The sequence below is a fragment of the Nocardioides segetis genome, assembly GCF_051390595.1.
GTDB lineage: Bacteria > Actinomycetota > Actinomycetes > Propionibacteriales > Nocardioidaceae > Nocardioides.
The window spans coordinates 141,292-161,653 of sequence record NZ_JBNINR010000005.1; the positions used below are offsets into that span (position 1 = coordinate 141,292).

The 20,362-nt window shown below is 72.0% G+C and carries 21 protein-coding genes and 1 tRNA gene; 7 read left to right on the forward strand and 15 right to left on the reverse strand.

The window, feature by feature from the left end; genetic code table 11:
* Positions 1-35: 35 nt before the first annotated feature.
* The 7 genes from ACPZVR_RS11265 to ACPZVR_RS11295 all read right to left on the reverse strand — a co-directional run bounded on the left by ACPZVR_RS11265 (position 36) and on the right by ACPZVR_RS11295 (position 7,079).
* Positions 36-824, reverse strand: a complete 789-nt coding sequence (locus ACPZVR_RS11265; protein WP_436699677.1) for an ATP-binding cassette domain-containing protein — start codon at positions 822-824, stop codon at positions 36-38.
* The gene (locus ACPZVR_RS11270) at positions 821-1,855 is read right to left on the reverse strand and encodes an ABC transporter ATP-binding protein (protein ID WP_436699678.1); all 1,035 of its coding nucleotides are present in this window, start codon (positions 1,853-1,855) and stop codon (positions 821-823) included. The genes ACPZVR_RS11265 and ACPZVR_RS11270 overlap by 4 nt, the downstream gene beginning before the upstream one ends.
* Positions 1,848-2,834 (reverse strand): ABC transporter permease, encoded by a 987-nt coding sequence (locus ACPZVR_RS11275; RefSeq protein WP_436699679.1) that lies wholly within the window; start codon positions 2,832-2,834, stop codon positions 1,848-1,850. The genes ACPZVR_RS11270 and ACPZVR_RS11275 overlap by 8 nt, the downstream gene beginning before the upstream one ends.
* Positions 2,831-3,760 (reverse strand): ABC transporter permease, encoded by a 930-nt coding sequence (locus tag ACPZVR_RS11280; RefSeq protein ID WP_436699680.1) that lies wholly within the window; start codon positions 3,758-3,760, stop codon positions 2,831-2,833. Before ACPZVR_RS11280 ends, ACPZVR_RS11275 begins: the two co-directional genes overlap by 4 nt.
* Entirely contained in the window at positions 3,747-5,438 is a 1,692-nt protein-coding gene (locus ACPZVR_RS11285) for an ABC transporter substrate-binding protein (RefSeq protein WP_436699681.1), read from the reverse strand. The genes ACPZVR_RS11280 and ACPZVR_RS11285 overlap by 14 nt, the downstream gene beginning before the upstream one ends.
* Positions 5,439-5,729: 291 nt before the next feature.
* The gene (locus ACPZVR_RS11290) at positions 5,730-6,779 is read right to left on the reverse strand and encodes a hypothetical protein (RefSeq protein WP_436699682.1); all 1,050 of its coding nucleotides are present in this window, start codon (positions 6,777-6,779) and stop codon (positions 5,730-5,732) included.
* A 214-nt stretch (positions 6,780-6,993) separates the two neighbouring features.
* Positions 6,994-7,079 (reverse strand) — tRNA-Leu (locus ACPZVR_RS11295).
* A 119-nt stretch (positions 7,080-7,198) separates the two neighbouring features.
* Here ACPZVR_RS11295 and ACPZVR_RS11300 point away from each other — a divergent pair.
* The 3 genes from ACPZVR_RS11300 to ACPZVR_RS11310 all read left to right on the forward strand — a co-directional run bounded on the left by ACPZVR_RS11300 (position 7,199) and on the right by ACPZVR_RS11310 (position 8,590).
* A complete protein-coding gene (locus tag ACPZVR_RS11300) occupies positions 7,199-7,636 on the forward strand; it encodes a hypothetical protein (RefSeq protein ID WP_436699683.1) in 438 nt (145 codons plus the stop codon).
* Positions 7,637-7,658: 22 nt separating this feature from the next.
* Positions 7,659-7,934, forward strand: coding sequence for a Fe-S cluster assembly protein HesB (locus ACPZVR_RS11305; RefSeq protein WP_436699684.1), 276 nt, complete (start codon positions 7,659-7,661; stop codon positions 7,932-7,934).
* A gap of 62 nt (positions 7,935-7,996) precedes the next feature.
* The gene (locus tag ACPZVR_RS11310) at positions 7,997-8,590 is read left to right on the forward strand and encodes a LysR substrate-binding domain-containing protein (protein ID WP_436699685.1); all 594 of its coding nucleotides are present in this window, start codon (positions 7,997-7,999) and stop codon (positions 8,588-8,590) included.
* A gap of 3 nt (positions 8,591-8,593) precedes the next feature.
* On the opposite strand, the gene ACPZVR_RS11315 is transcribed toward ACPZVR_RS11310, so the two are convergent.
* Entirely contained in the window at positions 8,594-9,151 is a 558-nt protein-coding gene (locus ACPZVR_RS11315) for a nucleosidase (protein ID WP_436699686.1), read from the reverse strand.
* 63 nt (positions 9,152-9,214) lie between these two features.
* Here ACPZVR_RS11315 and ACPZVR_RS11320 point away from each other — a divergent pair, with 63 nt between their 5' ends.
* Positions 9,215-10,240, forward strand: a complete 1,026-nt coding sequence (locus ACPZVR_RS11320; RefSeq protein WP_436699687.1) for a galactokinase — start codon at positions 9,215-9,217, stop codon at positions 10,238-10,240.
* Between the two features lie 156 nt (positions 10,241-10,396).
* On the opposite strand, the gene ACPZVR_RS11325 is transcribed toward ACPZVR_RS11320, so the two are convergent.
* Entirely contained in the window at positions 10,397-11,614 is a 1,218-nt protein-coding gene (locus ACPZVR_RS11325; RefSeq protein WP_436699688.1) for an acyl-CoA dehydrogenase family protein, read from the reverse strand.
* Positions 11,614-12,984: an acyl-CoA dehydrogenase family protein gene (locus ACPZVR_RS11330; RefSeq protein ID WP_436699689.1), complete on the reverse strand. Its 1,371-nt coding sequence runs from the start codon at positions 12,982-12,984 to the stop codon at positions 11,614-11,616. The genes ACPZVR_RS11325 and ACPZVR_RS11330 overlap by 1 nt, the downstream gene beginning before the upstream one ends.
* A 120-nt stretch (positions 12,985-13,104) precedes the next feature.
* Here ACPZVR_RS11330 and def point away from each other — a divergent pair, with 120 nt between their 5' ends.
* Positions 13,105-13,698, forward strand: coding sequence for a peptide deformylase (gene def / locus ACPZVR_RS11335; protein ID WP_436699690.1), 594 nt, complete (start codon positions 13,105-13,107; stop codon positions 13,696-13,698).
* Positions 13,699-13,739: 41 nt separating this feature from the next.
* On the forward strand, positions 13,740-14,660 hold the full coding sequence (locus ACPZVR_RS11340; protein ID WP_436699691.1) for an alpha/beta hydrolase: 921 nt from the start codon (positions 13,740-13,742) through the stop codon (positions 14,658-14,660).
* A gap of 57 nt (positions 14,661-14,717) precedes the next feature.
* On the opposite strand, the gene ACPZVR_RS11345 is transcribed toward ACPZVR_RS11340, so the two are convergent.
* From ACPZVR_RS11345 to cobA, 4 genes are all read right to left on the reverse strand, one after another.
* Complete coding sequence (locus ACPZVR_RS11345) at positions 14,718-15,209, reverse strand: carboxymuconolactone decarboxylase family protein (protein ID WP_436699692.1); 492 nt, start codon at positions 15,207-15,209, stop codon at positions 14,718-14,720.
* Positions 15,209-16,324: an NAD(P)H-dependent amine dehydrogenase family protein gene (locus ACPZVR_RS11350; RefSeq protein ID WP_436699693.1), complete on the reverse strand. Its 1,116-nt coding sequence runs from the start codon at positions 16,322-16,324 to the stop codon at positions 15,209-15,211. The genes ACPZVR_RS11345 and ACPZVR_RS11350 overlap by 1 nt, the downstream gene beginning before the upstream one ends.
* A 100-nt stretch (positions 16,325-16,424) precedes the next feature.
* Complete coding sequence (locus tag ACPZVR_RS11355; RefSeq protein WP_436699694.1) at positions 16,425-17,240, reverse strand: TrmH family RNA methyltransferase; 816 nt, start codon at positions 17,238-17,240, stop codon at positions 16,425-16,427.
* A 10-nt stretch (positions 17,241-17,250) separates the two neighbouring features.
* Positions 17,251-18,474 carry a uroporphyrinogen-III C-methyltransferase gene (gene cobA, locus ACPZVR_RS11360; RefSeq protein WP_436699928.1) on the reverse strand — a complete coding sequence of 408 codons (1,224 nt, stop codon included), beginning with the start codon at positions 18,472-18,474 and terminating at the stop codon, positions 17,251-17,253.
* A 74-nt stretch (positions 18,475-18,548) separates the two neighbouring features.
* Here cobA and ACPZVR_RS11365 point away from each other — a divergent pair, with 74 nt between their 5' ends.
* A complete protein-coding gene (locus ACPZVR_RS11365) occupies positions 18,549-19,076 on the forward strand; it encodes a YbhB/YbcL family Raf kinase inhibitor-like protein (RefSeq protein WP_436699695.1) in 528 nt (175 codons plus the stop codon).
* Positions 19,077-19,183: 107 nt separating this feature from the next.
* On the opposite strand, the gene ACPZVR_RS11370 is transcribed toward ACPZVR_RS11365, so the two are convergent.
* Positions 19,184-20,335, reverse strand: coding sequence for an acyl-CoA dehydrogenase family protein (locus ACPZVR_RS11370; RefSeq protein WP_436699696.1), 1,152 nt, complete (start codon positions 20,333-20,335; stop codon positions 19,184-19,186).
* Positions 20,336-20,362 lie beyond the last annotated feature (27 nt).

Here is a 20,362-nt window from a genome sequence, read left to right on the forward strand (position 1 = left end):
GGCGCGTCGACGTCGTGCAGCGCTCGGGCGAAAGGTCAGGCCGGCAACTCGGCCTCCGGGGTCGCCGCCACCAGCGCCTGGGTGCAGGGATGCTGCGGCGCGCTGAAGATCTCCTCCGACGGCCCGGTCTCCACGATCCGACCGCGCTGCATCACGGCGACCCGGTCGCTGTAGAGGCGGATCACGGCGAGGTCGTGGCTGACATGCAGGAAGGAGATCCCCCGGTCGCGCTGGAGGTCGGCGAGCAGGTTGAGGATCTGGGCGCGCACGCTGACGTCGAGGGCCGAGGTCGGCTCGTCGGCGATGATCAGGTCCGGCTTGAGCGCGAGCGCCCGCGCGACCGCTACCCGCTGGAGCTGGCCGCCGGACGCCTCGTGCGGATAGCGGGCGAGGTAGTCGGGGCCGAGGCCGACGGACTCCAGCAGCGCAACCAGGTCGGCGGTCGTCGTCGTCTCGCCGTGCGCGCGATAGACGTTCTCCAGGGTCTGGCGCACGGTCTGGCGCGGGTTGAGCGAGGCGAGCGGGTCCTGGAAGACCATCGCGACGTTGCGCCGCAGCCGGCGGAGTCCGCGTCGGCCCAGCGCCGCGACGTCGTGACCGTCGGTCCGTACGGTGCCCGATGTCGGCACCACCAGGCCGTTGGCCATCCGAGCAAGGGTCGACTTGCCCGAGCCCGACTCCCCCACCAGACCGAGCGCCTCACCGCGCTCCACCCGCAGTGACACGCCGTCCACGGCGAGGTGGCCCCGGCGGCCGCGACCGAAGGCGCCGGCCCCGGGGAACCGCTTGCTGACGTCGGTCATCTCCAGAATCGGGGTGCTCATCGGGCCACCTCCTGCGGCGAGGGGAGCCGGTCGAGATGGCAGGCGGCGCGGTGCACGCCGTCCCCGGCGCTCGCCGGCCGCGGGGCCGGCAGCGGCACCTCGACCAGGCATCGCTCGCCGACCTGGCCGGCCAGCCCGCACCGCGGAGCGAAGGCGCAGCCCGGGCCCGCGTCGCGCAGGGAGGTCGGCGCGCCGGGGATGGCCCGCAGCCGGGTGCGCTCGCCACCGTTGTCGAGGCGGGCGTCCAGCCGTGGCGTCGCGGCCCGCAGTCCCGCGGTGTAGGGATGCGCCGGCTCCTCGAAGATGTCGCGCAGGCGGCCGTACTCGGCCTCGCGACCGGCGTAGAGGACGAGGACATCGTCGGCGGCGCTCGCCACCACCCCGAAGTCGTGGCTGATCAGCAGCATGGCCATGCCGTACTCGTCCTGCAGCTCGCGCAGCAGGGCCAGGATCTGGGCCTGCACGGTGACGTCGAGCGCCGTGGTGGGCTCGTCGGCGATGAGCAGTGCCGGCCGGTTCACCAGCGCCATGGCGATCACCGCGCGCTGCCGCATGCCGCCGGAGAACTCGTGCGGGAAGCGGCGTACGGCGTCCGCGGGGTCGGGGATGCCGACCCTCTCGAGCATCTCCACCGCGCGGGCCCGCGCCGTGCGCCGGGCGACCGCCGGGTCGTGGAGCCGGACCGCCTGCGCGATGTGCGCCCCGATGTCGAGATAGGGGCTGAGCGCAGACATCGAGTCCTGGAAGACCATCGCGACATCCGTCCCGCGGGCGCGGCGCAGCGCGCGCTCGTCCGCGGCGAGCATGTCCCGGCCGGCGACGACGATCCGCCCGCGGGCGCTCGCGCCGCGCGGGAGCAGTCGCATGATCGCGCGTCCGGTGATCGTCTTGCCCGAGCCCGACTCGCCGACGACGGCCAGCGTGCGTCCTCCGTCGAGCGCCACCGACAGGTCGCGCACGACGTCGAAGGAGGTCGCGCCCGAGGTGAACGAGATGGTCAGGTCCTCGATCTGGAGCACGGGGTCAGGCACGGCGGATCCTCGGGTCGAGAAGCGGCAGGAGCAGGTCGACGACCAGGTTGCCGACGATGATCAGGAACGCCGAGAAGAGCGTCACCCCGACCACGATGCTGAGGTCGGACTCGTTGACGCCGGACAGCAGCAGGTCGCCGAGGCCGTGGAGGCTGAAGACCTTCTCCGCGATCACCGAGCCACCCAGCAGAGCGGTGACGTCGAGGGCGAACATCGCGCTGACGGGCACCATCACACCGCGCACGGCGTGACGGTTGACCTGGCGAGGCGACGCGCCGCGGGCCGTCATCGCGACCAGGTGCTCGGCCGACAGCTCGTTGAGGAGCTGCGTGCGGGTCACCCGGACGTAGCTCGCGGCGAGGATGAAGGACAGCACCATCCACGGCCCGATCAGGTGCCACGCCCATTCCACCGGTGACTCCGAGAACGGTACGAATCCCGAGAACGGCAGCACGTTGAGCATGAATCCGAAGACCTGGACGACCAACAGGCCGACGAGGAAGGTCGGCACCGAGAGGCCGAACATCGCGAACCCGGTCGAGAAGCGGTCGACGATGCCGCCCTTGCGGATCGCCGATAGGGCGCCGAGCCCGATCCCGACCACGAGGCAGAGCACCGCGGCTCCGAGCGCGAGGGACAAGGTCACCGGCAGCCGCTCGCCGATGAGGGTGGTGACGTCGCTGCGGTTGGGGAACGAGTAGCCGAAGCACGGCGCGGCGCATTCCACCTGTTGCGCGCCGTCACCGTAGGTGCGGCCGACGAAGAGTCCCTTCACGAACTCGCCGTACTGCCACACGACGCTCTGGTCGGTCTGCATGTACGCGCTGACCTTGGCCTTGGTCTCGGCCGGGCAGGGCTTGCCGCACATGGCGCGGGCCGGATCCTTGGACGCGCCGAAGAAGAGGGCGATCGTCACGAAGGCGATCGCGAGGAGCATGAACACCGCGGTGACCATGCGGCGGGCGATGTAGGCGATCATGCGGCATCCTCCGTGCGCACGTCGAGGACGTCGCGGAGCGCGTCGCCGGCGAGCGTGGCGCCGAAGACGATCAGGAACACCACGGCGCCGGGGAAGAGCATGTACCAGACGTCCGCACCGCTGTAGATCCACGGCAGGGAGTCGGAGAGCAGCTTGCCGAGGTCCGGTACGTCGCCGCGCAGGCCGACTCCCAGGAACGACAGGCCGGCGACGACGCTGACATTGGTCGGCAGCGACATCGCGAACAGGACGACGACCAGGCCGAACAGGTGCGGCAGCATCTCCCTGCGGATGATCTGCGTGGGTGGTGCGCCGGTCGCTCGTGCCGCCTCGACGAAGGCGCGCGCGTTGATCGCGCTCGCCTGCGCACCGATGATCCGTGCGGGGACGGTCCACCCGAAGAAGGCGAGGACCAGCACGAGCACCAGGCCGCGCGGCAGCTCAGGCGGCACGATCGCCATGATCGCGATGACGAACATCAGGCCCGGGAAGCCGAACATGAAGTCGATGAGGCGGCCGGCGACGGCGTTGACCCACCCGCCGAAGTAGCCCATCGCGGTCCCGAGGACGGCGGCGACCACGATCGACAGGATGCTCGCGCCGAACGCGATGAACAGCGACGAGCGGATGCCGTAGACGATCTGCGCGAACAGGTCCACGCCCGTGACCGGGGCGACCCCGAGCCAGTGGTCGGCGCTGACACCGCCGAACGCGCCCAGCGGGCGGCCGCCGTCGGGGTCGAGCAGGTCGGTGTGGAAGGTGTGGGGATCCTGCCCCTCGAGCCGCACGAGCAGCGGGGCGCACAGCCCCGCGACCATCGGTACGACGAGCATCACCAGGCCCGCCACACCGGACCTCCTGCGGAGGAAGCGGCGGAGGACCGACGTACGCCGGCCCTCCGCCTGCTGGGTCTCAGCGATCGACACCGACGACCAGCTCGTTCGCGAACGGCGGGTAGGCGGGCATGAAGTAGTTGACGATCTTCGACCCGGCCAGGGCCTGCGTGCGCTGCACGAGGATCGGCACGATGGGAGCGTCCTCCATGATCCGCCGGTCGATCGCGGCCCACATCTCGGCCGCCTTGTCGAGATCCGGCTCCGAGATCGCGGCGTCGATGGCGGCGTCCACCTCGGGGTTGGAGTACTGCGAGGCGTTGCCGCCGCCGTCGCCGATCTCGCTGGACGCGAACAGCGGCTGGATGGTGCTCATGCCGCTCGGGAAGTCCGCACCCCACCCGTTGGTGGTCATGTCGTAGTCACCGTCGGCGGACGAGATCAGCTCGTACCAGGTGTTCGCGTCGAGGCCCTTGAGCGCGACCTCGATGCCGGCCCGGGCCAGCGAGTTCTTGATGCTCTGCGCCTCCTTCTCCTCGATCGCGCTGACGTCGGTCGGGTAGGTGAGGGTGAGCTTCAGGTCCGTCACGCCGGCTTCGGCGAGCAGCTCCTCGGCCTTCTCGACGTCGCCCGTGTCGCCGCCGTCGTAGAGGTCGTAGTCGGTCGCGCCGGGGATCCCCTCGGTCATGATCGAGGAGGTGAGCTGGCCGCCGAACTTCGGGCCGCCGTAAACGCTCTGGATCTCGGCCTTGTTGATCGCGTAGTTGATCGCCTGGCGCACCCGGACGTCGGAGAGCGCCGGGCGCTTGACGTTCATCGCGAGATAGCGGAAGTAGCCCGACGGCCCGTTGGCCATCCGGTCCGAGATCGACGGGTCGGACTCGATGCGCTGGAACTGCGACGGGGAGATCAGCGCGTTGCTGATCGCGCTCTGGTCGTCGCCCTTGTCGTCGATCAGGCGCTGGACGATCGTGTCGTTGTTCAGGCCCATGTCGAGGATGATCTTGTCCGGGCCGGCGAGGCGCGCCTGGTCGGTGTCGGCGCTCCAGTTGGGGTTGCGCTCGAGCACGGCCTGGGTGCCCTTGCTGAAGCTGGTCACCATGTACGGACCGCTCGCGACCGGGTTCTCGCCGTAGGTCTCGGGCTCGGTGTCGGCCGCCTTCGGCACCGGCGCGAACGCGGGCATGCTGACGATCCACGGCCAGTTGCCGAACGGGCGGCTCAGGTGGAAGACGATCTTGTGGTCGTCGACCACCTCGATGGAGTCGAGCCCCTTGCCGTCGTACGGCCCGTCGTAGTCGGGCCCGCCCTCCAGCAGCGTCTTGTGGTAGCCCAGGCCGCCCTGGAACATCGGCGCGAACGACCGTTCGATGCCGTACTTCACGTCCTGCGCGGTGATCGGCGTGCCGTCGGAGAACTTCAGGCCCTCCTGGAGCGTGAACGTCCAGGTCCGGCCGCCGTCGTCCGTCGTGCCGGTGTCGGTCGCGAGGTCCGGCACCAGGACCGTGTCCTTGTCGGGGAAGGTCTGCCACGAGGTCAGCCCGCGGTGCACCCACCGCAGCCGGCTGGTCGGGACCATCTGCGCGTTGGCGGTCTCGAAGGTCTCGGTCGCCCTCCGCGAGAGGTAGTGCAGGGTCCCGCCCTGGGGCACCGACTCCATCGCCGTCGTCGCCTTGCCCTTGCCCTTGCCCTCGGTGGAGTCGTCGGACGACGAGTTGGCATTGCAGCCGGCCACCGCGAGGGCCAGGGCGAGGGCGAGCCCGACGGGCACCACTCTCCGGGATCGTTTCGCCATAGATCGCGCTTCCTGTGAGGCGGTCCCGATCCGATCGGGGCCGCGGCTTGGATCTCAGGAAGGGAGTCTGTGGGCGGCGGCGCCTACGCGTCCATCGAGGACTTCTGCACGTGATCTTTCAGAAAATCTGAAAGATCAGACGTGTTCGCGCGCGCGAGGGCCACCATAGCGGCCGACAGCGCCGATCGGAAGACGTCGTCGTGCATCTGTGCTACATGTCGGCAGCACAGTGAGAGAGGGACGGAAGGCCGGGGTGCGGCGCCGACGTCAGGACAGCGCGAGGCCCGCCGACCAGTAGCCCGTCAGCGCCGACGCCACGTCGAGGCCGGCCGTGACGGTGGAGCGGACGACCAGGATGACCTGCGTCTGGTCGGTCAGCGGGACGGTGAGGCCGGTCGTGCTGCAGGCGCCGACCGTGCCGATCGGGACGATCCCGGTGAGGGCGGGCCCCAGGGTGCAGGACGCGCCCGGGACCCGGGTGAAGACGTTGTCGAGCGCCGCCGAGGCCCACACCTCCACCTCGAGGCTCAGGGTGGACCCGACGAGCGACATCGCGGCGTTGTTGGTGAAGCGGCCGTCGATGCCGGTGAGCGTGCGGTCACCGGTGATCGGCTGGGCAAGCCCGGCGACGCCGCTGCCGGTCGCGTCGATCTTGCTGCCGACGACCGGGACGCCGCTGACGGCTCCGGTGCCGTTGATCGGCAGCACGGTGACGGTGTTGCCGACGCCGCCCAGGACGGTGGTCGTGACGGCGGGCTGGCCGCTGCTGCTCGACAGCATGGTCCCGGATCCGGCGGGGCCGGTCGCCCCGGTCGCACCCGCGGGACCGGCCGGACCGGTCGCTCCGTCGGCGCCCGCGGGACCGGTCGGCCCGGTGGCTCCGGTCGCGCCCGTGGGGCCGGCCGGGCCGATGCCGCCGTCCGTGCCCGCCGTGCCGGCCGCTCCGGTGGCGCCGGTCGCCCCCGTCGGTCCGACGGGGCCCGCCGGACCGATGCCACCCGTCGCACCCGGAGTGCCGGCGGCGCCCGCCGGGCCGGCCGGTCCCGCGGCACCGTCCGCACCCGGCTGGCCCTGCGGTCCGCGGTTGCGGTCGGTGCCGCGCGTCCAGCGGATGTGCTCCTCGCCGGGACGGCACCGCTTGATGTTCTTGACGATGCGGATCTTCCCGGTCTTCACGCTGAAGCACGCGCTGATCACCCGCACGTCCTGCTGGGCGCGGTCCGCCGCCTGGGCCGCACCGCCGGCGCCGACGAGCGTCGCCGTGGCCAGCGTCGCGAGGGAGAGGGAGACGAGGGCACGGGGCCGGGAAGGGGTCACGGCCGGACGCTAGCGGCCACCGCAGCGCCGCGGTCCGGAAGCGGGAAAGTCGGGACCCTGGTCCCGGTCCCCGCTCCGTCGTACGACGGCGCCTCGACGTCCGCCATCGACGGGTCCGGCTCGGAGCGGGCGACGCGCCGCGGGCTCCACCTGCTCGGCCCGGGTGGCCGGAAATGTCAGAAGACCCCAGGGTGGGCCCTGGGGTCTTCATCTGTGTCCGAGGGGGGACTTGAACCCCCACGCCCTAATACGGGCACTAGCACCTCAAGCTAGCGCGTCTGCCAATTCCGCCACCCGGACGAGTGCGGAGAAACCGTAGCAAAGGCTGGGCCCGGACACCGCATCGGCACCCCCTTCCGGCTCCACCTTGACCTCCCGGGTCATGGCCGCCGGGCGCCGGACCCGGGCAGCATCGGTCCATGGAACCAGCTCGCAGGGGCGGCGCCGACCGCCCGGACAGCCTCGACCTCCTCGCCTGGGGCCGGATCGGCCTGGGTCTCGCGTCCCTCGTCGGGCCCGCGACGACGGCGCGCGCGTTCGGGATCACCGCGACGCCGGAGCTCGGCTACCTGACCCGGATCTACGGCGGCCGGGCGATCGCGTTGGGCGCGGCGTACCTGCTGTCCACGGGTGGGGACCGGGACCGGCTGCAGCTGCTCTCGCTGGGTGTCGACCTGTCGGACACGGTCACCGGCCTCGGGCACCTGGTCCGGCGCGACAGCAGCCCGCGAGCGATGGCGATGGTCACCGCACTGACCGGCACGTACGCGGCGCTGGGAGCACGCCGGGCGGTCCGGCGACACGCCGGACGCCTTGAACCGGATGCGGCCACCTGCAACGGTGGGAAAGGTCTCTGACCACGAACCGAGAAGGCACGCCATGCTCACCCTCACCGAGAACGCCTGCACGATCGTCAAGCAGATGACCGACGCACCCGACGTCCCCGACTCCGCGGGACTGCGGATCACCCAGGCCGAGGCCGGCTTCGCCGTCTCGGCCGCCGAACAGGCCGAACCCGGCGACCAGGTCGTCGAGCAGGACGGCGCCACGGTCTATCTCGACCAGGGCTCCGCCCAGCAGCTCGACGCGATGGTGCTCGACGCCGGCATCGACGACAGCGGCACCCTGCAGTTCGGCCTGGTCGCCCAGGGCTAGGACGCGCCCCAGACCCACGGTCCCTGGGGCCGCCGGCGGGAGCACTCTGGGATCCTGGGCGCATGCAGGAGCTGCGTGTGGCCTTCGTTCCCGGAGTGACTCCCGACAAGTGGGCCCGCGTGTGGCGCGAGCGCCAACCGCGGATCCGGCTCGACCTCCTCCCGACGGAGGAGGCGCGTCAGCGCGCGGTCCTCGACGACGGCACGGCGGACCTGTCGCTGGTCCGGCTGCCCGTCGACCTCGAGACGCCCGCGCCCCTGCACTGCGTGCGTCTGTACGACGAGCTGCCGGTCGTCGTCGCGAGCCGGGAGCACTTCGTGGCGGCTGCCGACGGCGACTCCCCCATCCCCGTGGCCGACCTGGCCGACGAGCAGCTCGTGCTGCCGCATCCCTCCGGCTGGACGCCGACCGTCGAGCAGCTGCCCTTCCCGGAGATGACCGTGAAGGACGCGATCGAGGTCGCGGCCTCGGGCAGTGGGATCGTCATCGTGCCGATGTCCGTCGCGCGCCTGTACCACCGCAAGGACGTCGTGCACCGTGTGGTCGACCTCGAGCCGACCACGGTCGCGCTCGTCTGGCTCCGCGACGCCGACAGCCCCGTCCACCAGGACTTCGTCGGCGTGGTCCGTGGTCGCCGGGCGTCGAGCAGTCGCTGACCCTCACCCGAGGTGGGTCGCCGCCCACTCCCCCAGGACCCGCGCACTCCGGTCGACCAGTGCGACCCACTCCATCGCACCCTCGTCGGCGTTGTCGGAGACGTGCTTGACCATCCGCAGCGGCACCCCGAACTCCTGGGCGACGTACGCGACGGCGTACCCCTCCATGTCGACGAGCTGGGCGCGCTCGGCGAGGCGGCTGCGCACCTGCGGGTCGTTGACGAAGACGTCGCCGCTGGCCAGCACAGTCGGGCTCTCCCCGATCACGAACCGGTCGCGCGGGTCGTAGCCGAGGGCCCGGATCGCCTCGCCGTTGATGTCGTGGTTGAGCACGGTGCCCACCTCGTACAGGCCGTGCTCGCCGTCGAGACCGTCGTGCAGCGCGCCCGCGGTGCCGAGGTTCACGACGACGAGATCGGCGAGGTCGCAGCGCCCCGCGAGGTGGCGGGTCAGCGCGGTCGCGGCGGCGGTCTTGCCGATGCCGGTGACGACCACGTCGATCCCGGCCGGCACGTAGGCGACCTCGGAGCGGGCGGCGGCGACGATGAGCGGGCGGGGCACGGCGGTCACCCTAGATGACCACGGAGCCCGGTCCGCACCCGCCCGAACGGGCAGGATGCCGGTGTGACCTCCCCCTCCGCGCCCGTCGTGGCCCGCGCACCCGGCCGGGTCAACCTGATCGGCGAGCACACCGACTACAACGGCGGCCTGTGCCTGCCCTTCGCGATCGACCTGGCGACCACCGCCACCGTGCGGCGACGGTCCGACGGCCGGATCCGGACGACCAGCCGCGAGGCCGTCGCGGGCGACCGGCACTGGCAGGAGTATGTCGTCGGCGTGGTCGCGCAGCTGCGCCGGATCGGCTGGGAGGTGCCCGGGCTCGACATCGACCTCGTCTCCACGCTGCCGCTCGGCGGTGGCCTCTCCAGCTCCGCCGCGCTCGAGTGCGCGGTGGCGACCGCGATCGCCGGCGTGGTCGGCGCACCCCTAGACGAGTCCGGGCGCCGGGTCCTGGCCGAGGCCTGCCGCCGCGCGGAGACCGACCACGTCGGCGCCCCCACCGGCGGCATGGACCAGCTCGCCGCGATGCTCTGCTCGCCCGGCCACGCGCTGCTCATCGACTTCGCGGACCCCGGCTGCCCCGCGACGACCCCCGTGCCGCTCCCAATCGCCGCGGACGGGCTGAGCCTGCTGGTCTCCGACAGCCGGGTGCGCCACGCCCTCGCCGACGGTGACGGCGGCTATGCCCAGCGCCGCCGCGAGTGCGCCGCGGGCGACCCGCGCCGGCGGCGGCACGTCGCGACCGAGAACGCACGGGTGCGCGCCGCGGTCGACGCGATCGGTGATCGTGACTGGCCGCGCCTCGGGGAGCTGATGACGGCCTCGCACGTCTCGCTGCGCGACGACTACGAGGTGAGCGTGCCCCAGCTGGATCGCGCGGTGGACGCCGCGCTCGCCGCGGGGGCGCTCGGCGCGCGGCTGACCGGCGGCGGGTTCGGCGGCTGCACGATCGCCCTGGTCGCGGCGGACCGGGTCGGCGCCGTACGGGAGGCGGTGGATGCGGCGTACGCCGAGCGTCGCTGGGCCTCTCCGCGGCACCATGTCGTCGCACCGGGGCCGGGGGCGCAGGTGCTCCGCGGGGGCGGGTGAGATGTTGCGGTTTGGTCCCAAACCGCAGCAATTCGGGCCCGGAGTCTGCGGTCTTTGCCCAATTGCAACACGTTCTAGCGCCGGAGAGCGTCGAGACCCGTCCCCCACCACCGGCAGGGGACGGGCCCCGAAGGCGAGCCGTCAGCTCAGGTCAGCTCACTTGAGCTCGGCGCTCGACAGTCCCAGGATCCGGCGCGCGACGATCAGCTGCTGGATCTGCTGGGTGCCCTCGAAGATGTCGAGGATCTTGGAGTCGCGGGCCCACTTCTCGAGGAGCTCCTCCTCGCTGTAGCCGATCGACGCGCACAGCTCGACGCACGAGAGCGTGACGTCGGAGCCCACCCGACCGGCCTTCGCCTTGGCCATCGAGGCCTCCAGCGAGTTGGGCTTGCGGTTGTCGGCCATCCACGCGGCCTGGAGGGTGAGGAGGCGCCCGGCCTCCCAGTCGGCCTCGAGCTGGAGGAACTTGGCGGCGGCCGCGTGCTGCAGGATCGCCGGCCGGTCGTAGTCGACCTCGATCCCGGCCTCCTTCAACAGGTCGCGGGTGAGGTCGAGCGACGCGCGGGCGCAGCCCACGGCCATCGCGGCGACCAGCGGTCGGGTGTTGTCGAAGGTCGCCATCGCGCCGGCGAAGCCCTGCTCGACGTTGATCTCCGGCGAGCCGAGGAGGTTGTCCTTGGGCACGCGGGCGTCGGTGAAGGTGATCACGGCGGTGTCGGAGGCTCGGATGCCGAGCTTCTCCTCGAGCCGCTCGACCTTGACGCCGGGGGTGTCCTTCTCGACCACGAACGACTTGATCGCGGCCCGGCCCAGCGACTTGTCGAGGGTCGCCCACACGACGATGCAGTCGGAGCGCTCACCGGAGGTGACGAAGATCTTCTCGCCGTTGATGACGTACTCGTCCCCGTCGAGCACGGCGGTGGTCGAGATCGCCGCGGAGTCGGAGCCGAACGACGGCTCGGTGATCGCCATCGACGCCCAGCGGCCCTTGAACCGCTCGAGCTGCTCGTCGTTGGCGACCGAGGCGATCGCCGAGTTGCCGAGGCCCTGGCGCGGCATCGAGAGCAGCAGCCCGGTGTCGCCCCAGCACATCTCGGCGACCGAGGTCACCGAGGCCAGGTTGGCGCCGTTCTTGACCTTGCTCTTGTCCTCCTCGCCCGCGTCGCGTCGTACGCCGGTCGCGCCCGCGCCCTCGCTGGCGCCGGACTCGGAGAGCCCGTCGATCATCGCCGCGAGCATGTCGAGCTCCTTGGGGTACTCGTGCTCGGCGATGTCGTACTTGCGGGAGATGGGTCGCAGCATGTTCATCGCGACCTGGTGGGCCTGGTCGACCAGCGCCCGGTGCTTCTTCGGGACTTCCAGGTTGATCGCCATCAGACGAGCACCGTTCCTTCCATGATGCCGATGGCACGCAGGTCGCGGTACCACCGCTCGACCGGGTGCTCCTTGACGAACCCGTGGCCCCCGAGCAGCTGGACGCCGTCGAGGCCGATCTGCATGCCCTTGTCGGTGCACGCCTTGCGGGCCAGCGCCACCTCGCGGGAGAAGTCCTTGCCGGCCGCGGCACGCGAGGCGGCGCGATAGGTCAGCAGGCGCATGCCCTGGAGCTCGATCGCGATGTTGGCGACCATGAACGCCACCGACTGGCGGTGGGCGATCGGCTCGCCGAAGGCCTCCCGGCCCTTGACGTAGGGCGTCACGTAGTCGAGCACGGCCTGGCCGGTGCCGACCGCGAGTGCGCACCACGCGAGCCGCGACAGGCGCACGCACTCGGCGTAGGTCGTCCCGTCGGTCTCGCCGAGCACGGCGTCGGCGGGCACCGTGACGTCCTCGAGGACCAGCTTGGTCATCGACGCCGCACGCACGCCCATGCCGGGGTCGCCCTCGATCGACAGGCCCTCGGTCGAGGACTCGACGAGGAACAGGACCGGCTTGCCGGCGAGGTCGGCCCCCACGACGAAGAGCTCGGCGTGGTCGCCGCGGGCGACCAGGCTCTTCGTGCCGTTGAGGACGTAGCCGTCGGCGGTCCGCTTCGCGGTGGTCGCCGGGGCGAGGACGTCGAACAGGACGGTCGGCTCGTTGAGCGCCAGCGCGGCGGCGGGGACGGTGCCGTCCTCGGCGCTGAACGCCGGCAGGTAGGTCTGCTGCTGGGCGTCGGTGCCCCACAGGCCGATCGCGGTCGCGACCGAGCCGGGCGCGAGGGTCGCGACGGCCAGTCCCATGTCGCCCTTCGCCAGCGCCTCGGCGACCAGCGTGCCGGCCATCGCGGAGCGCTCCTCGGACACTCCGCCGAGGCTCTCGGGCAGGCCGAGGATCGGCAGGCCGATGTCGAGGCTGGCCTTGAGCAGGTCGTCGGGAGCGGCGCAGGCCTTGTCGGCCTCGGCCGCGGCCGGCCGGACGATCTCGTCGGCGAACTCGCTGACGACGTCGACGAGCATCTGCTCGTCCTCGCCGGGCGTGAGGTCGAAGACGCCGCTCGCGGAGGCGTGGGTCGGCCGGGCGCCGGGCTGCCCGCCCTTGCCCGCCTTGGCGAAGGTGCGGCTCGCGGTGGTCATCGTCTTGAACCCGGTCCGGGTGACGGAGAACACGGCCTGCTCGGTGGGCTTGCGGAGGCGGACCCGGTCGAGCAGGTCGGTCTGGGCGAGCCGGTTGAGACCGGCGACGAGGTAGCCGATCGGATCCCGGCTCTCGCTGCTCGGGACCCCGTGCTTCCCGCCCGGCTTGAGGTTGCTGATCAAGGACATGGCGCAACTGTAACCGTGAGTTACACACAGCGCTACACCTGGGCCACATTCCGGTCGGATCCCGGTCGGGTCACGGTCAGGTCGCGGGCGAATCGGCCGTCGATCGTCCCGGCCCCTACGATGCGCGGCATGGAGGACCAGACCCCGCACGCGCCGTACGGACCCCTGCCCCGCAACGGCACGGTGCGGCCGATGACGCGCTGGGGAACGCCGGTCATGCACCGGCCGCAGGCCAAGGTGGAGGTGTACGACGACGCCCTGCGCTCGCTCGCCGCCGACATGGTCGCCACCATGTACGCCGCCGACGGCGTGGGGCTGGCCGCGTGCCAGATCGGCGAGGACGTCGCGATGTTCGTCTTCGACTGCCCCGACGACGAGGGCCGGCGCGTGGTCGGCGTGGTCTGCAACCCCACCCTCGTGGAGCCCGAGGGCGTGCCGCGACGGCTCGACGACAGCCCCGAGGGCTGCCTGTCCTATCCCGGCGCGTTCGTCGACTGCGCCCGTCCCGACTACGCGGTGGTGGAGGGCACCGGACTCGACGGGAGCCGGGTCCGGTTCGAGGGCGACGGGCTGCTCGCGAAGTGCCTGCAGCACGAGACCGACCACACGCTCGGAACCGTGTTCGGCGACCGGATCTCGGCGAAGGCGATGAAGAAGCTGCGCAAGCAGCACGACGCCGCCGCGGAGGACTACCCCCCGGCCTGGCCGACCTGAGTCCCGATGCCCGGGACCGGCCGGTGGGCTAGGTTGCCCGCATGTCCGTCGACGCCGAGCTCGCGCCCCTGCTCCAGCTGATCGAGTCGGGAACCCCGCTGCACACCCTGACGCCCGCCGAGGCGCGGGACTCGTTTCGCAAGCTGACCGTGGACTTCCGTCCGCCCGGCACGCTCGCCGAGGTCGCCTCGGTCGAGGACGCCACGGTGGCGGGTGCGGCGGGCCCGCTGGCCGCCCGCGTCTACCGGCCGCGCGCCGACGGGCCGGTGCCGACCGTCGTCCTGCTCCACGGGGGCGGATTCGTGATCGGAGACCTCGACACGCATGCCGCGATGGCGCGGGCGATCAGCGCCGGTGCCGGCGCGGTCGTGGTGGCGGTCGACTACCGGCTCGCCCCCGAGGCCAAGTTCCCGGCCGCCGCCGACGACGCGATCGCGGCGGTGCGCGACGTAGGCTCCCGGCTCGCCGAGTACGGCGGCAGCGACGTGCTCGCCGTCGCCGGCGACTCCGCGGGCGGCAACCTGTCCGCGGTCGCCGCGCAGCACGTGCCCGGCGTCGCCGCCCAGCTGCTGGTCTACCCGGCGACCGACGTGCTCGGCTCCTATCCCTCGCGCGACGAGAACGCCACGGGCTACTTCCTCGACCAGCCGACCCTGATCTGGTTCATCGGCCACTACGCGGACACCGCGCCCGACCTCGCCGACCCGAAGATCTCCCCGTTGCACGGCGAGCTCGCCGGGCAGCCACCGGCGGTCGTGGTCACCGCCGAGTTCGACCCGCTCCGCGACGAGGGCGTCGCCTATGCCGACGCCCTCGCCGCCGCGGGCGTCGAGGTGCACCAGGTGACCTATCCGGGCCTGATCCACGGGTTCTTCGACATGGGCCCGTGGTCGGCGGCGTGCCAGCGCGCGATTGACGAGACGATCGCCCGGTTCGCCGAGCTCCTGCGACGCCCCGCCTGAGCGTGACACCCGCCTGAGCGTGGCACCAGGCTGAGCGTGGCACCAGGCTGAGCAGCCTCAGCCGCCGGCCGCGTGGCTCGGCAGGACGCAGGCCGCGTCCAGTCCGAGCACCCGGTTGAGCCGCCCGAACGCGAGCCACGACCCCAGGCACATCGACAGCTCGACGATCTCGCGGTCGGTGTAGTGCGTGCGGATCCGCTGCCAGAAGCCGTCGTCGATGCCGTGGTGGTCGAGGGCGTAGCGCTCGGCGTACTCCGCGGCGAGGCGGGCGCGCTCGTCGAGGTCACGCGTCGAGCGCCACTCCTCGACCGCGCGGTCGAAGGTCTCCTCGACCTTCTGGCCGTCGCGCTCGGTGCGCCAGTCCTGGCAGAACAGGCAGCCGTTGATCTGCGCGATCCGGAGTCGGGCGGCCTCGAACTCGCGCAGGCCGAGGGTGCTGTGCTCGTAGACGCTCATCGCCAGCGTCGCGGCGGCGGGACCGATGCCCGGCACCAGCTCGCCCCAGACGTAGCCGATGGGGTCCTTGCCCTCGGGGATCTCGAGGAACATCAGGCCTCCTCGGCGATCGTGCGCAGGTACGTCGACGGCGCGAGCGGCACGTCGAGGCCGTCGTACAGGCCGGGGCTGGCGGTGCGCAGCCACGGGATCGCGTTGACGAGGCGGTTGGCCGCGGTGGCGTTGCCGCCCGCGGCACGGTTGCCGCCCTCGTCGGTCGCCTCGACGTTGATCTCGATCCGGGGGCGGCCCTCGAGGATCACCCGGTGCGCCCCGTCGCCGCCGTCGGGCGGCATCGGCCAGTCGTAGGCGCAGGACGCGGAGATCCGGGTGACGTGCTCGATGACGATCCGCGGCTCGCCGGCGACGATGCCCTGCACCTCGAAGCGCAGGGCTCCCTGGGTGCCGGCATCGAAGTCGCCGAGTGCCGTGGTGACCGAGGCGTCGAGGGCGCGGCGCTCGACGCTCTCGCGCAGGTCCTCGACCTCCACGCCCAGGGCCCGGGCGATGAGCCGGACCTGTCCGCCCCAGACCATCGACGGGATGCCCTCGGCCACCATCGGCGGCTCGTAGTCCATCGGCTGGCCCATGCCGACGATGTAGCGGACGGAGTCCTCGGCGTCGTAGGTCGAGTAGTCGAAGATCTCCTGGCAGCGGACCTGCTCGATCTCGGAGGCCAGGCCGCTGACCAGGGCGGGCAGCAGGTCGTTGCCCCAGCCCGGGTCGATGCCGCTCACGAACAGCGCGCTGCCCCCCTCGGCGCACGCCTTCTCGAGCGGCTCGCGCAGCTCTGCCGGCGCGCTGCGGTGGTCGTAGAGCGCGTAGACGGACGGCGTCACGACGACGGCGCCTGCGGCGAGGGCGCGAGCGATGTCGACGACGGCGTCGTCGGGCCGCAGCTCCCCGGACGCGGCGTACGCGACCGCTCCCCCGCCGTCCAGCGTCGCGAGCGCCGCCTCGACATCGTCGGTGGCCGCGACGCCGAGCGCGCGGCCGAGGTCGGCCAGGTCGCCCGCGTCGCGGCCCACCTTGGCCGGGTCGTTGACCACGACCGCCGCCAGGCGCAGGCCCGGGTGCGCAGCGACCGACCGGATGGACGCGCGGCCCATGTTGCCGGTGCCCCAGACCAGGACCGGGACCGTCGGGTAGAACGTGTTCTCATCCGCCATGCTCGGGAGGGTAGGCCCCCGGGCGCCGGAGCGGTAGTGCGACAGCGTGTCCGATTTCACGCGCCGCTCAGGGTCGGGTCGGCGTCGGGTCGGCGTCGGGTCAGCGTCGGGCGGTCACGTAGCAGGCCACCGCCGTCGCGGCGGCCACGTTGAGCGAGTCCACGCCGTGCTCGATGCTGCGGGCCATCGGGATGACGGCCCGCCGGTCGGCGGACTGCTCCCACCGCTCGGACAGGCCGTGGCCCTCGGAGCCGAGCACGAGGGCCACCCGGTCCTGGCCGGCCACCGCCTCCTCGATGGGTACGGCGTCCGGGGCGAGCGTGAGTGCGACGGTGGTGAAGCCGCGGCGGCTGAGGTCGGGCAGGGCGTCGTACCAGTCCGGGAGCCGGGTCCAGGGCAGGGCGAAGACGGCGCCCATCGCGACCTTCACCGCCCGCCGGTAGAGCGGGTCCGCGCAGCGAGGGGCGAGCAGGACGGCGTCGAAGCCAAGGGCGGCGCCGGAGCGCAGGATGGCGCCGACGTTGGTGTGGTCGACGATGTCCTCGAGGACGAGGACCGACCGCGCGTCCGCCAGCACCTCGTCGACCGAGGGCAGGGGGCGGCGCTGGAGAGAGGCGAGGGCGCCGCGGTGGACGTGGAAGCCGGTGACCTCCTCCGCGAGGTCCTCGGAGACGACGTAGCAGGGCGCGTCGGACCGGCCGAGGACGTCGGCCAGGCCGTCGAGCCAGCGCGGGGCCATGAGGAACGAGCGCGGCGCGTAGCCGGCCTCCACGGCCCGCCGGACGACCTTCTCGCCCTCGGCGAGGAAGAGGCCGTGCTCGGCCTCGAGGTGCTTGCGGAGCTCGACGTCGCGCAGGTCGCGGTAGTCGGCCAGCCGCGGATCGGCGGGGTCGGCGATCTCGACGAGCTCGGCCATCGTCAGCCGATCAGCCGGGGAAGGCGTCGGGGTGGGCGATGGCCACGACGTCGCCGATCACGATAATCGCGGGCGGCTTCACCGCCTCCTCGACCAGCCGGTCCTGGAGGGTGCCGAGGGTGGCGAGCACCGTGCGCTGGGTCGGCATGGTGCCGTCGCAGACGACGGCGACCGGCGTCGACGCCGGACGACCGCCCGCCACGAGGGCGGCGGCGATGTGCGGCGCGTTCTCGACCCCCATCATCACCACGACCGTGCCGCGCATCCGCGCCAGCGCGTCGTAGTCGACCAGCGACTCGGAGTGGCCCGGTGGCAGGTGACCCGAGACGACCGTGAACTCGTGGGTCACGCCGCGATGGGTCACCGGGATGCCGGCGATGCCCGGCACCGACACGGGCGAGGTGAGGCCCGGGATCACCGTGACCGGCACGCCGGCGGCGCGGCAGGCGATGATCTCCTCGAACCCGCGTCCGAAGACGAAGTTGTCGCCGCCCTTGAACCGGACGACCCGCTTCCCCGCGAGCGCGCGCTCGACGATGATCCGGTTGATCTCCTCCTGCTGGGCCGACCGGCCCCGCGGCAGCTTGGCCACGTCGACCAGCTCCACGTCGCTCGACAGGTCGCCGAGCAGCTCGCGGGGGGCCAGCCGGTCGGCGACGACCACGTCGGCGGCCATGAGGGCCTTGCGGCCGGCGATCGAGATCAGCTCCGGGTCGCCGGGACCGCCGCCCACGAGGGTGACGCCGGGCGTCCGGTCGCGGTGGTGCGGAGCGGCGATCGTGCCGTCGCGCAGGCCCGCGACGATCTCGTCGCGGACCGAGGCCGAGCGGCGCGGGTCGCGGTTGCCCACCACGGCGACGGTGATCCCCGCCTCGCGCCCGACCGCCGGGGTCCACGCCGTACCGAGGGTGGCGTCGTCGGAGCGCACGCAGAACACCCGTTGGCGCTCGCACAGCTCGGACACGTGGTCGTTGACGGCCCGGTCGTCGGTGACCGCGATGACGTACCACGCACCCTCGAGGTCGGTGTCGATGAACGCGCGCTCGTGCCACGTGATCTCGCCCGAGCCGACGAGGCCCTCGATGGCGGGAGTGACCTCCGGCGAGACGACGTGGACGTCGGCGCCGACCGCGATCAGCTGGGGCACCCGGCGCTGGGCCACGTGCCCACCGCCGACGACGAGCACGCGGCGCCCGGCGAGGCGCAGACCGGAGGGGTACGGCGGGAAGTCCATCACGACGCACATTCTCCCGGCATGCGGCGGGGCGCCTGGCCCACCGGACCAGCACCCGGACTAACTTCGGTGACATGAGTCTCGATCGCCCGGTTGCCCCGGACCCGTACGCCCTGCTCCCCACCGTCGCGTCGTTCTCCCTCACGAGCGACGACGTCACCGACGGCCGACCGCTGAAGGACGACCAGGTCGCGGCCCTCGGCAACACCTCGCCGCAGCTGTCGTGGTCGGGGGCACCCGAGGGCACCAAGTCCTATGTCGTCACCTGCTTCGACCCCGACGCCCCGACGCCGAGCGGCTTCTGGCACTGGGTGCTGGTGGACCTCCCCGCGGACACCACCTCGCTCCCCGCCGGAGCCGGCGCGGTCGACGCCGCACTCCCCGGCAATGCCTTCATGTGCCGCAACGACGGCGGTCCCCGGTCCTTCATGGGCGCCGCGCCGCCCGAGGGCGACCAGGTGCACCGCTACTTCTTCGTGGTGCACGCCGTCGGCGAGGAGACCCTCGGCGTCGACGCGGACGCCTCCCCGGCGGTCGTGTCGTTCAACCTGGCCTTCAAGACCCTCGGCCGGGCGATCCTCACCGGCACCTATCGGCATTGAGCGGGTGCAGGAATCGCCGGTCGACCGGCGAAACTGTCACTTGACCTGCGTTGCAATGCCCGTCAAGTGACAGAACAACCGGTCGACCGGCTATTCCTGCACCCCCGTCACAGTCCCATGCTCTTGGCGATGATCAGCTTCATCACCTCGGACGTGCCGCCGTAGATCCGGTTGACCCGGTTGTCGGCGTAGAGCCGCGCGATGGGGTACTCGTTCATGTAGCCGTAGCCCCCGTGGAGCTGGAGGCAGCGGTCGATCACCCGGGAGGCGACCTCGGTGCAGAACAGCTTGGCCGAGGCCGCCTCCACCGCGGTGAGCTCGCCGCGGTCGTGCGCCTCGAGGGCCCGGTCGGCGACGGCCTGGGCGGCGTCGACCTCCGCCTGGCAGGCGGCGAGCTCGAACTTGGTGTTCTGGAAGTGGGCCACCGGCTGGCCGAAGACCTTGCGCTCCTCGACGTACTGCTGGGTGAAGCGCACCGCCGCGGCCGCCTGGGCGTAGGCCCCGAAGGCGATGCCGAGACGCTCCTGCGGCAGGTTCTGACCGAGGTAGCTGAATCCCTCGTTCTCCTCGCCGAGCAGGTCCTCGGCCGGGACCCGGACGTCGGAGAAGGACAGCTCGGCGGTGTCGGAGGTGCGCAGGCCGATCTTGTCGAGCTTGCGACCCACCGTGTAGCCGTCGGACGTCGTGTCGACGACGAACAGCGAGATGCCGAAGCGGCGGTTGTTCTCCAGCGGCGGCGAGGTCCGGGCGCAGACGATCACGCGGTCGGCGTGCACGCCGCCGGTGATGAACGTCTTGGCGCCGTTGAGGACATAGCCGTCCCCGTCGCGCTTGGCGGTCGTGGTCATGCCGGCGAGGTCCGAGCCGGTGCCCGGCTCGGTCATCGCGATCGCGAACATCGTCTCGCCGGTGACGAACCCGGGCAGCCAGCGCTTCTTCTGCTCCTCGGTGGCCAGCTTGAGGATGTACGGCAGGCACAGCGCGACGTGCGTGCTCGAGCCGCCGAAGCTGACGCCGGCACGGGACAGCTCCTCGTACTGGACGGCGGCGAACTTGAACGACTCGATCCCCGCGCCGCCGTACTCCTCGGGCACCTCGATGCCGAACGTGCCGAGCTCGCCGAGCTTCAGGTAGAAGTCGCGCGGGACGATCCCCTGCTCGAACCACTCCTGGTAGTGCGGCACCACCTCGGCCTCGATGAACGAGCGGATGGTCTGGCGGAAGGACTCGTGGTCCTCGTCGAAGACAGTGCGGCGCATGGTGTTCCTCTCACGACGGCGGGCTCC

What these genes read in the sequence shown, in the direction of transcription:
- ACPZVR_RS11265 (WP_436699677.1), bottom strand. Translation starts at nt 824, where the DNA reads ATGAGCACCCCGATTCTGGAGATGACCGACGTCAGCAAGCGGTTCCCC.
- ACPZVR_RS11275 (WP_436699679.1), bottom strand. Translation starts at nt 2,834, where the DNA reads ATGATCGCCTACATCGCCCGCCGCATGGTCACCGCGGTGTTCATGCTC.
- ACPZVR_RS11300 (WP_436699683.1), top strand. Translation starts at nt 7,199, where the DNA reads ATGGAACCAGCTCGCAGGGGCGGCGCCGACCGCCCGGACAGCCTCGAC.
- ACPZVR_RS11305 (WP_436699684.1), top strand. Translation starts at nt 7,659, where the DNA reads ATGCTCACCCTCACCGAGAACGCCTGCACGATCGTCAAGCAGATGACC.
- ACPZVR_RS11310 (WP_436699685.1), top strand. Translation starts at nt 7,997, where the DNA reads ATGCAGGAGCTGCGTGTGGCCTTCGTTCCCGGAGTGACTCCCGACAAG.
- ACPZVR_RS11325 (WP_436699688.1), bottom strand. Translation starts at nt 11,614, where the DNA reads ATGGCGATCAACCTGGAAGTCCCGAAGAAGCACCGGGCGCTGGTCGAC.
- ACPZVR_RS11330 (WP_436699689.1), bottom strand. Translation starts at nt 12,984, where the DNA reads ATGTCCTTGATCAGCAACCTCAAGCCGGGCGGGAAGCACGGGGTCCCG.
- def (WP_436699690.1), top strand. Translation starts at nt 13,105, where the DNA reads ATGCGCGGCATGGAGGACCAGACCCCGCACGCGCCGTACGGACCCCTG.
- ACPZVR_RS11340 (WP_436699691.1), top strand. Translation starts at nt 13,740, where the DNA reads ATGTCCGTCGACGCCGAGCTCGCGCCCCTGCTCCAGCTGATCGAGTCG.
- ACPZVR_RS11345 (WP_436699692.1), bottom strand. Translation starts at nt 15,209, where the DNA reads ATGTTCCTCGAGATCCCCGAGGGCAAGGACCCCATCGGCTACGTCTGG.
- ACPZVR_RS11350 (WP_436699693.1), bottom strand. Translation starts at nt 16,324, where the DNA reads ATGGCGGATGAGAACACGTTCTACCCGACGGTCCCGGTCCTGGTCTGG.
- ACPZVR_RS11355 (WP_436699694.1), bottom strand. Translation starts at nt 17,240, where the DNA reads ATGGCCGAGCTCGTCGAGATCGCCGACCCCGCCGATCCGCGGCTGGCC.
- cobA (WP_436699928.1), bottom strand. Translation starts at nt 18,474, where the DNA reads ATGGACTTCCCGCCGTACCCCTCCGGTCTGCGCCTCGCCGGGCGCCGC.
- ACPZVR_RS11365 (WP_436699695.1), top strand. Translation starts at nt 18,549, where the DNA reads ATGAGTCTCGATCGCCCGGTTGCCCCGGACCCGTACGCCCTGCTCCCC.
- ACPZVR_RS11370 (WP_436699696.1), bottom strand. Translation starts at nt 20,335, where the DNA reads ATGCGCCGCACTGTCTTCGACGAGGACCACGAGTCCTTCCGCCAGACC.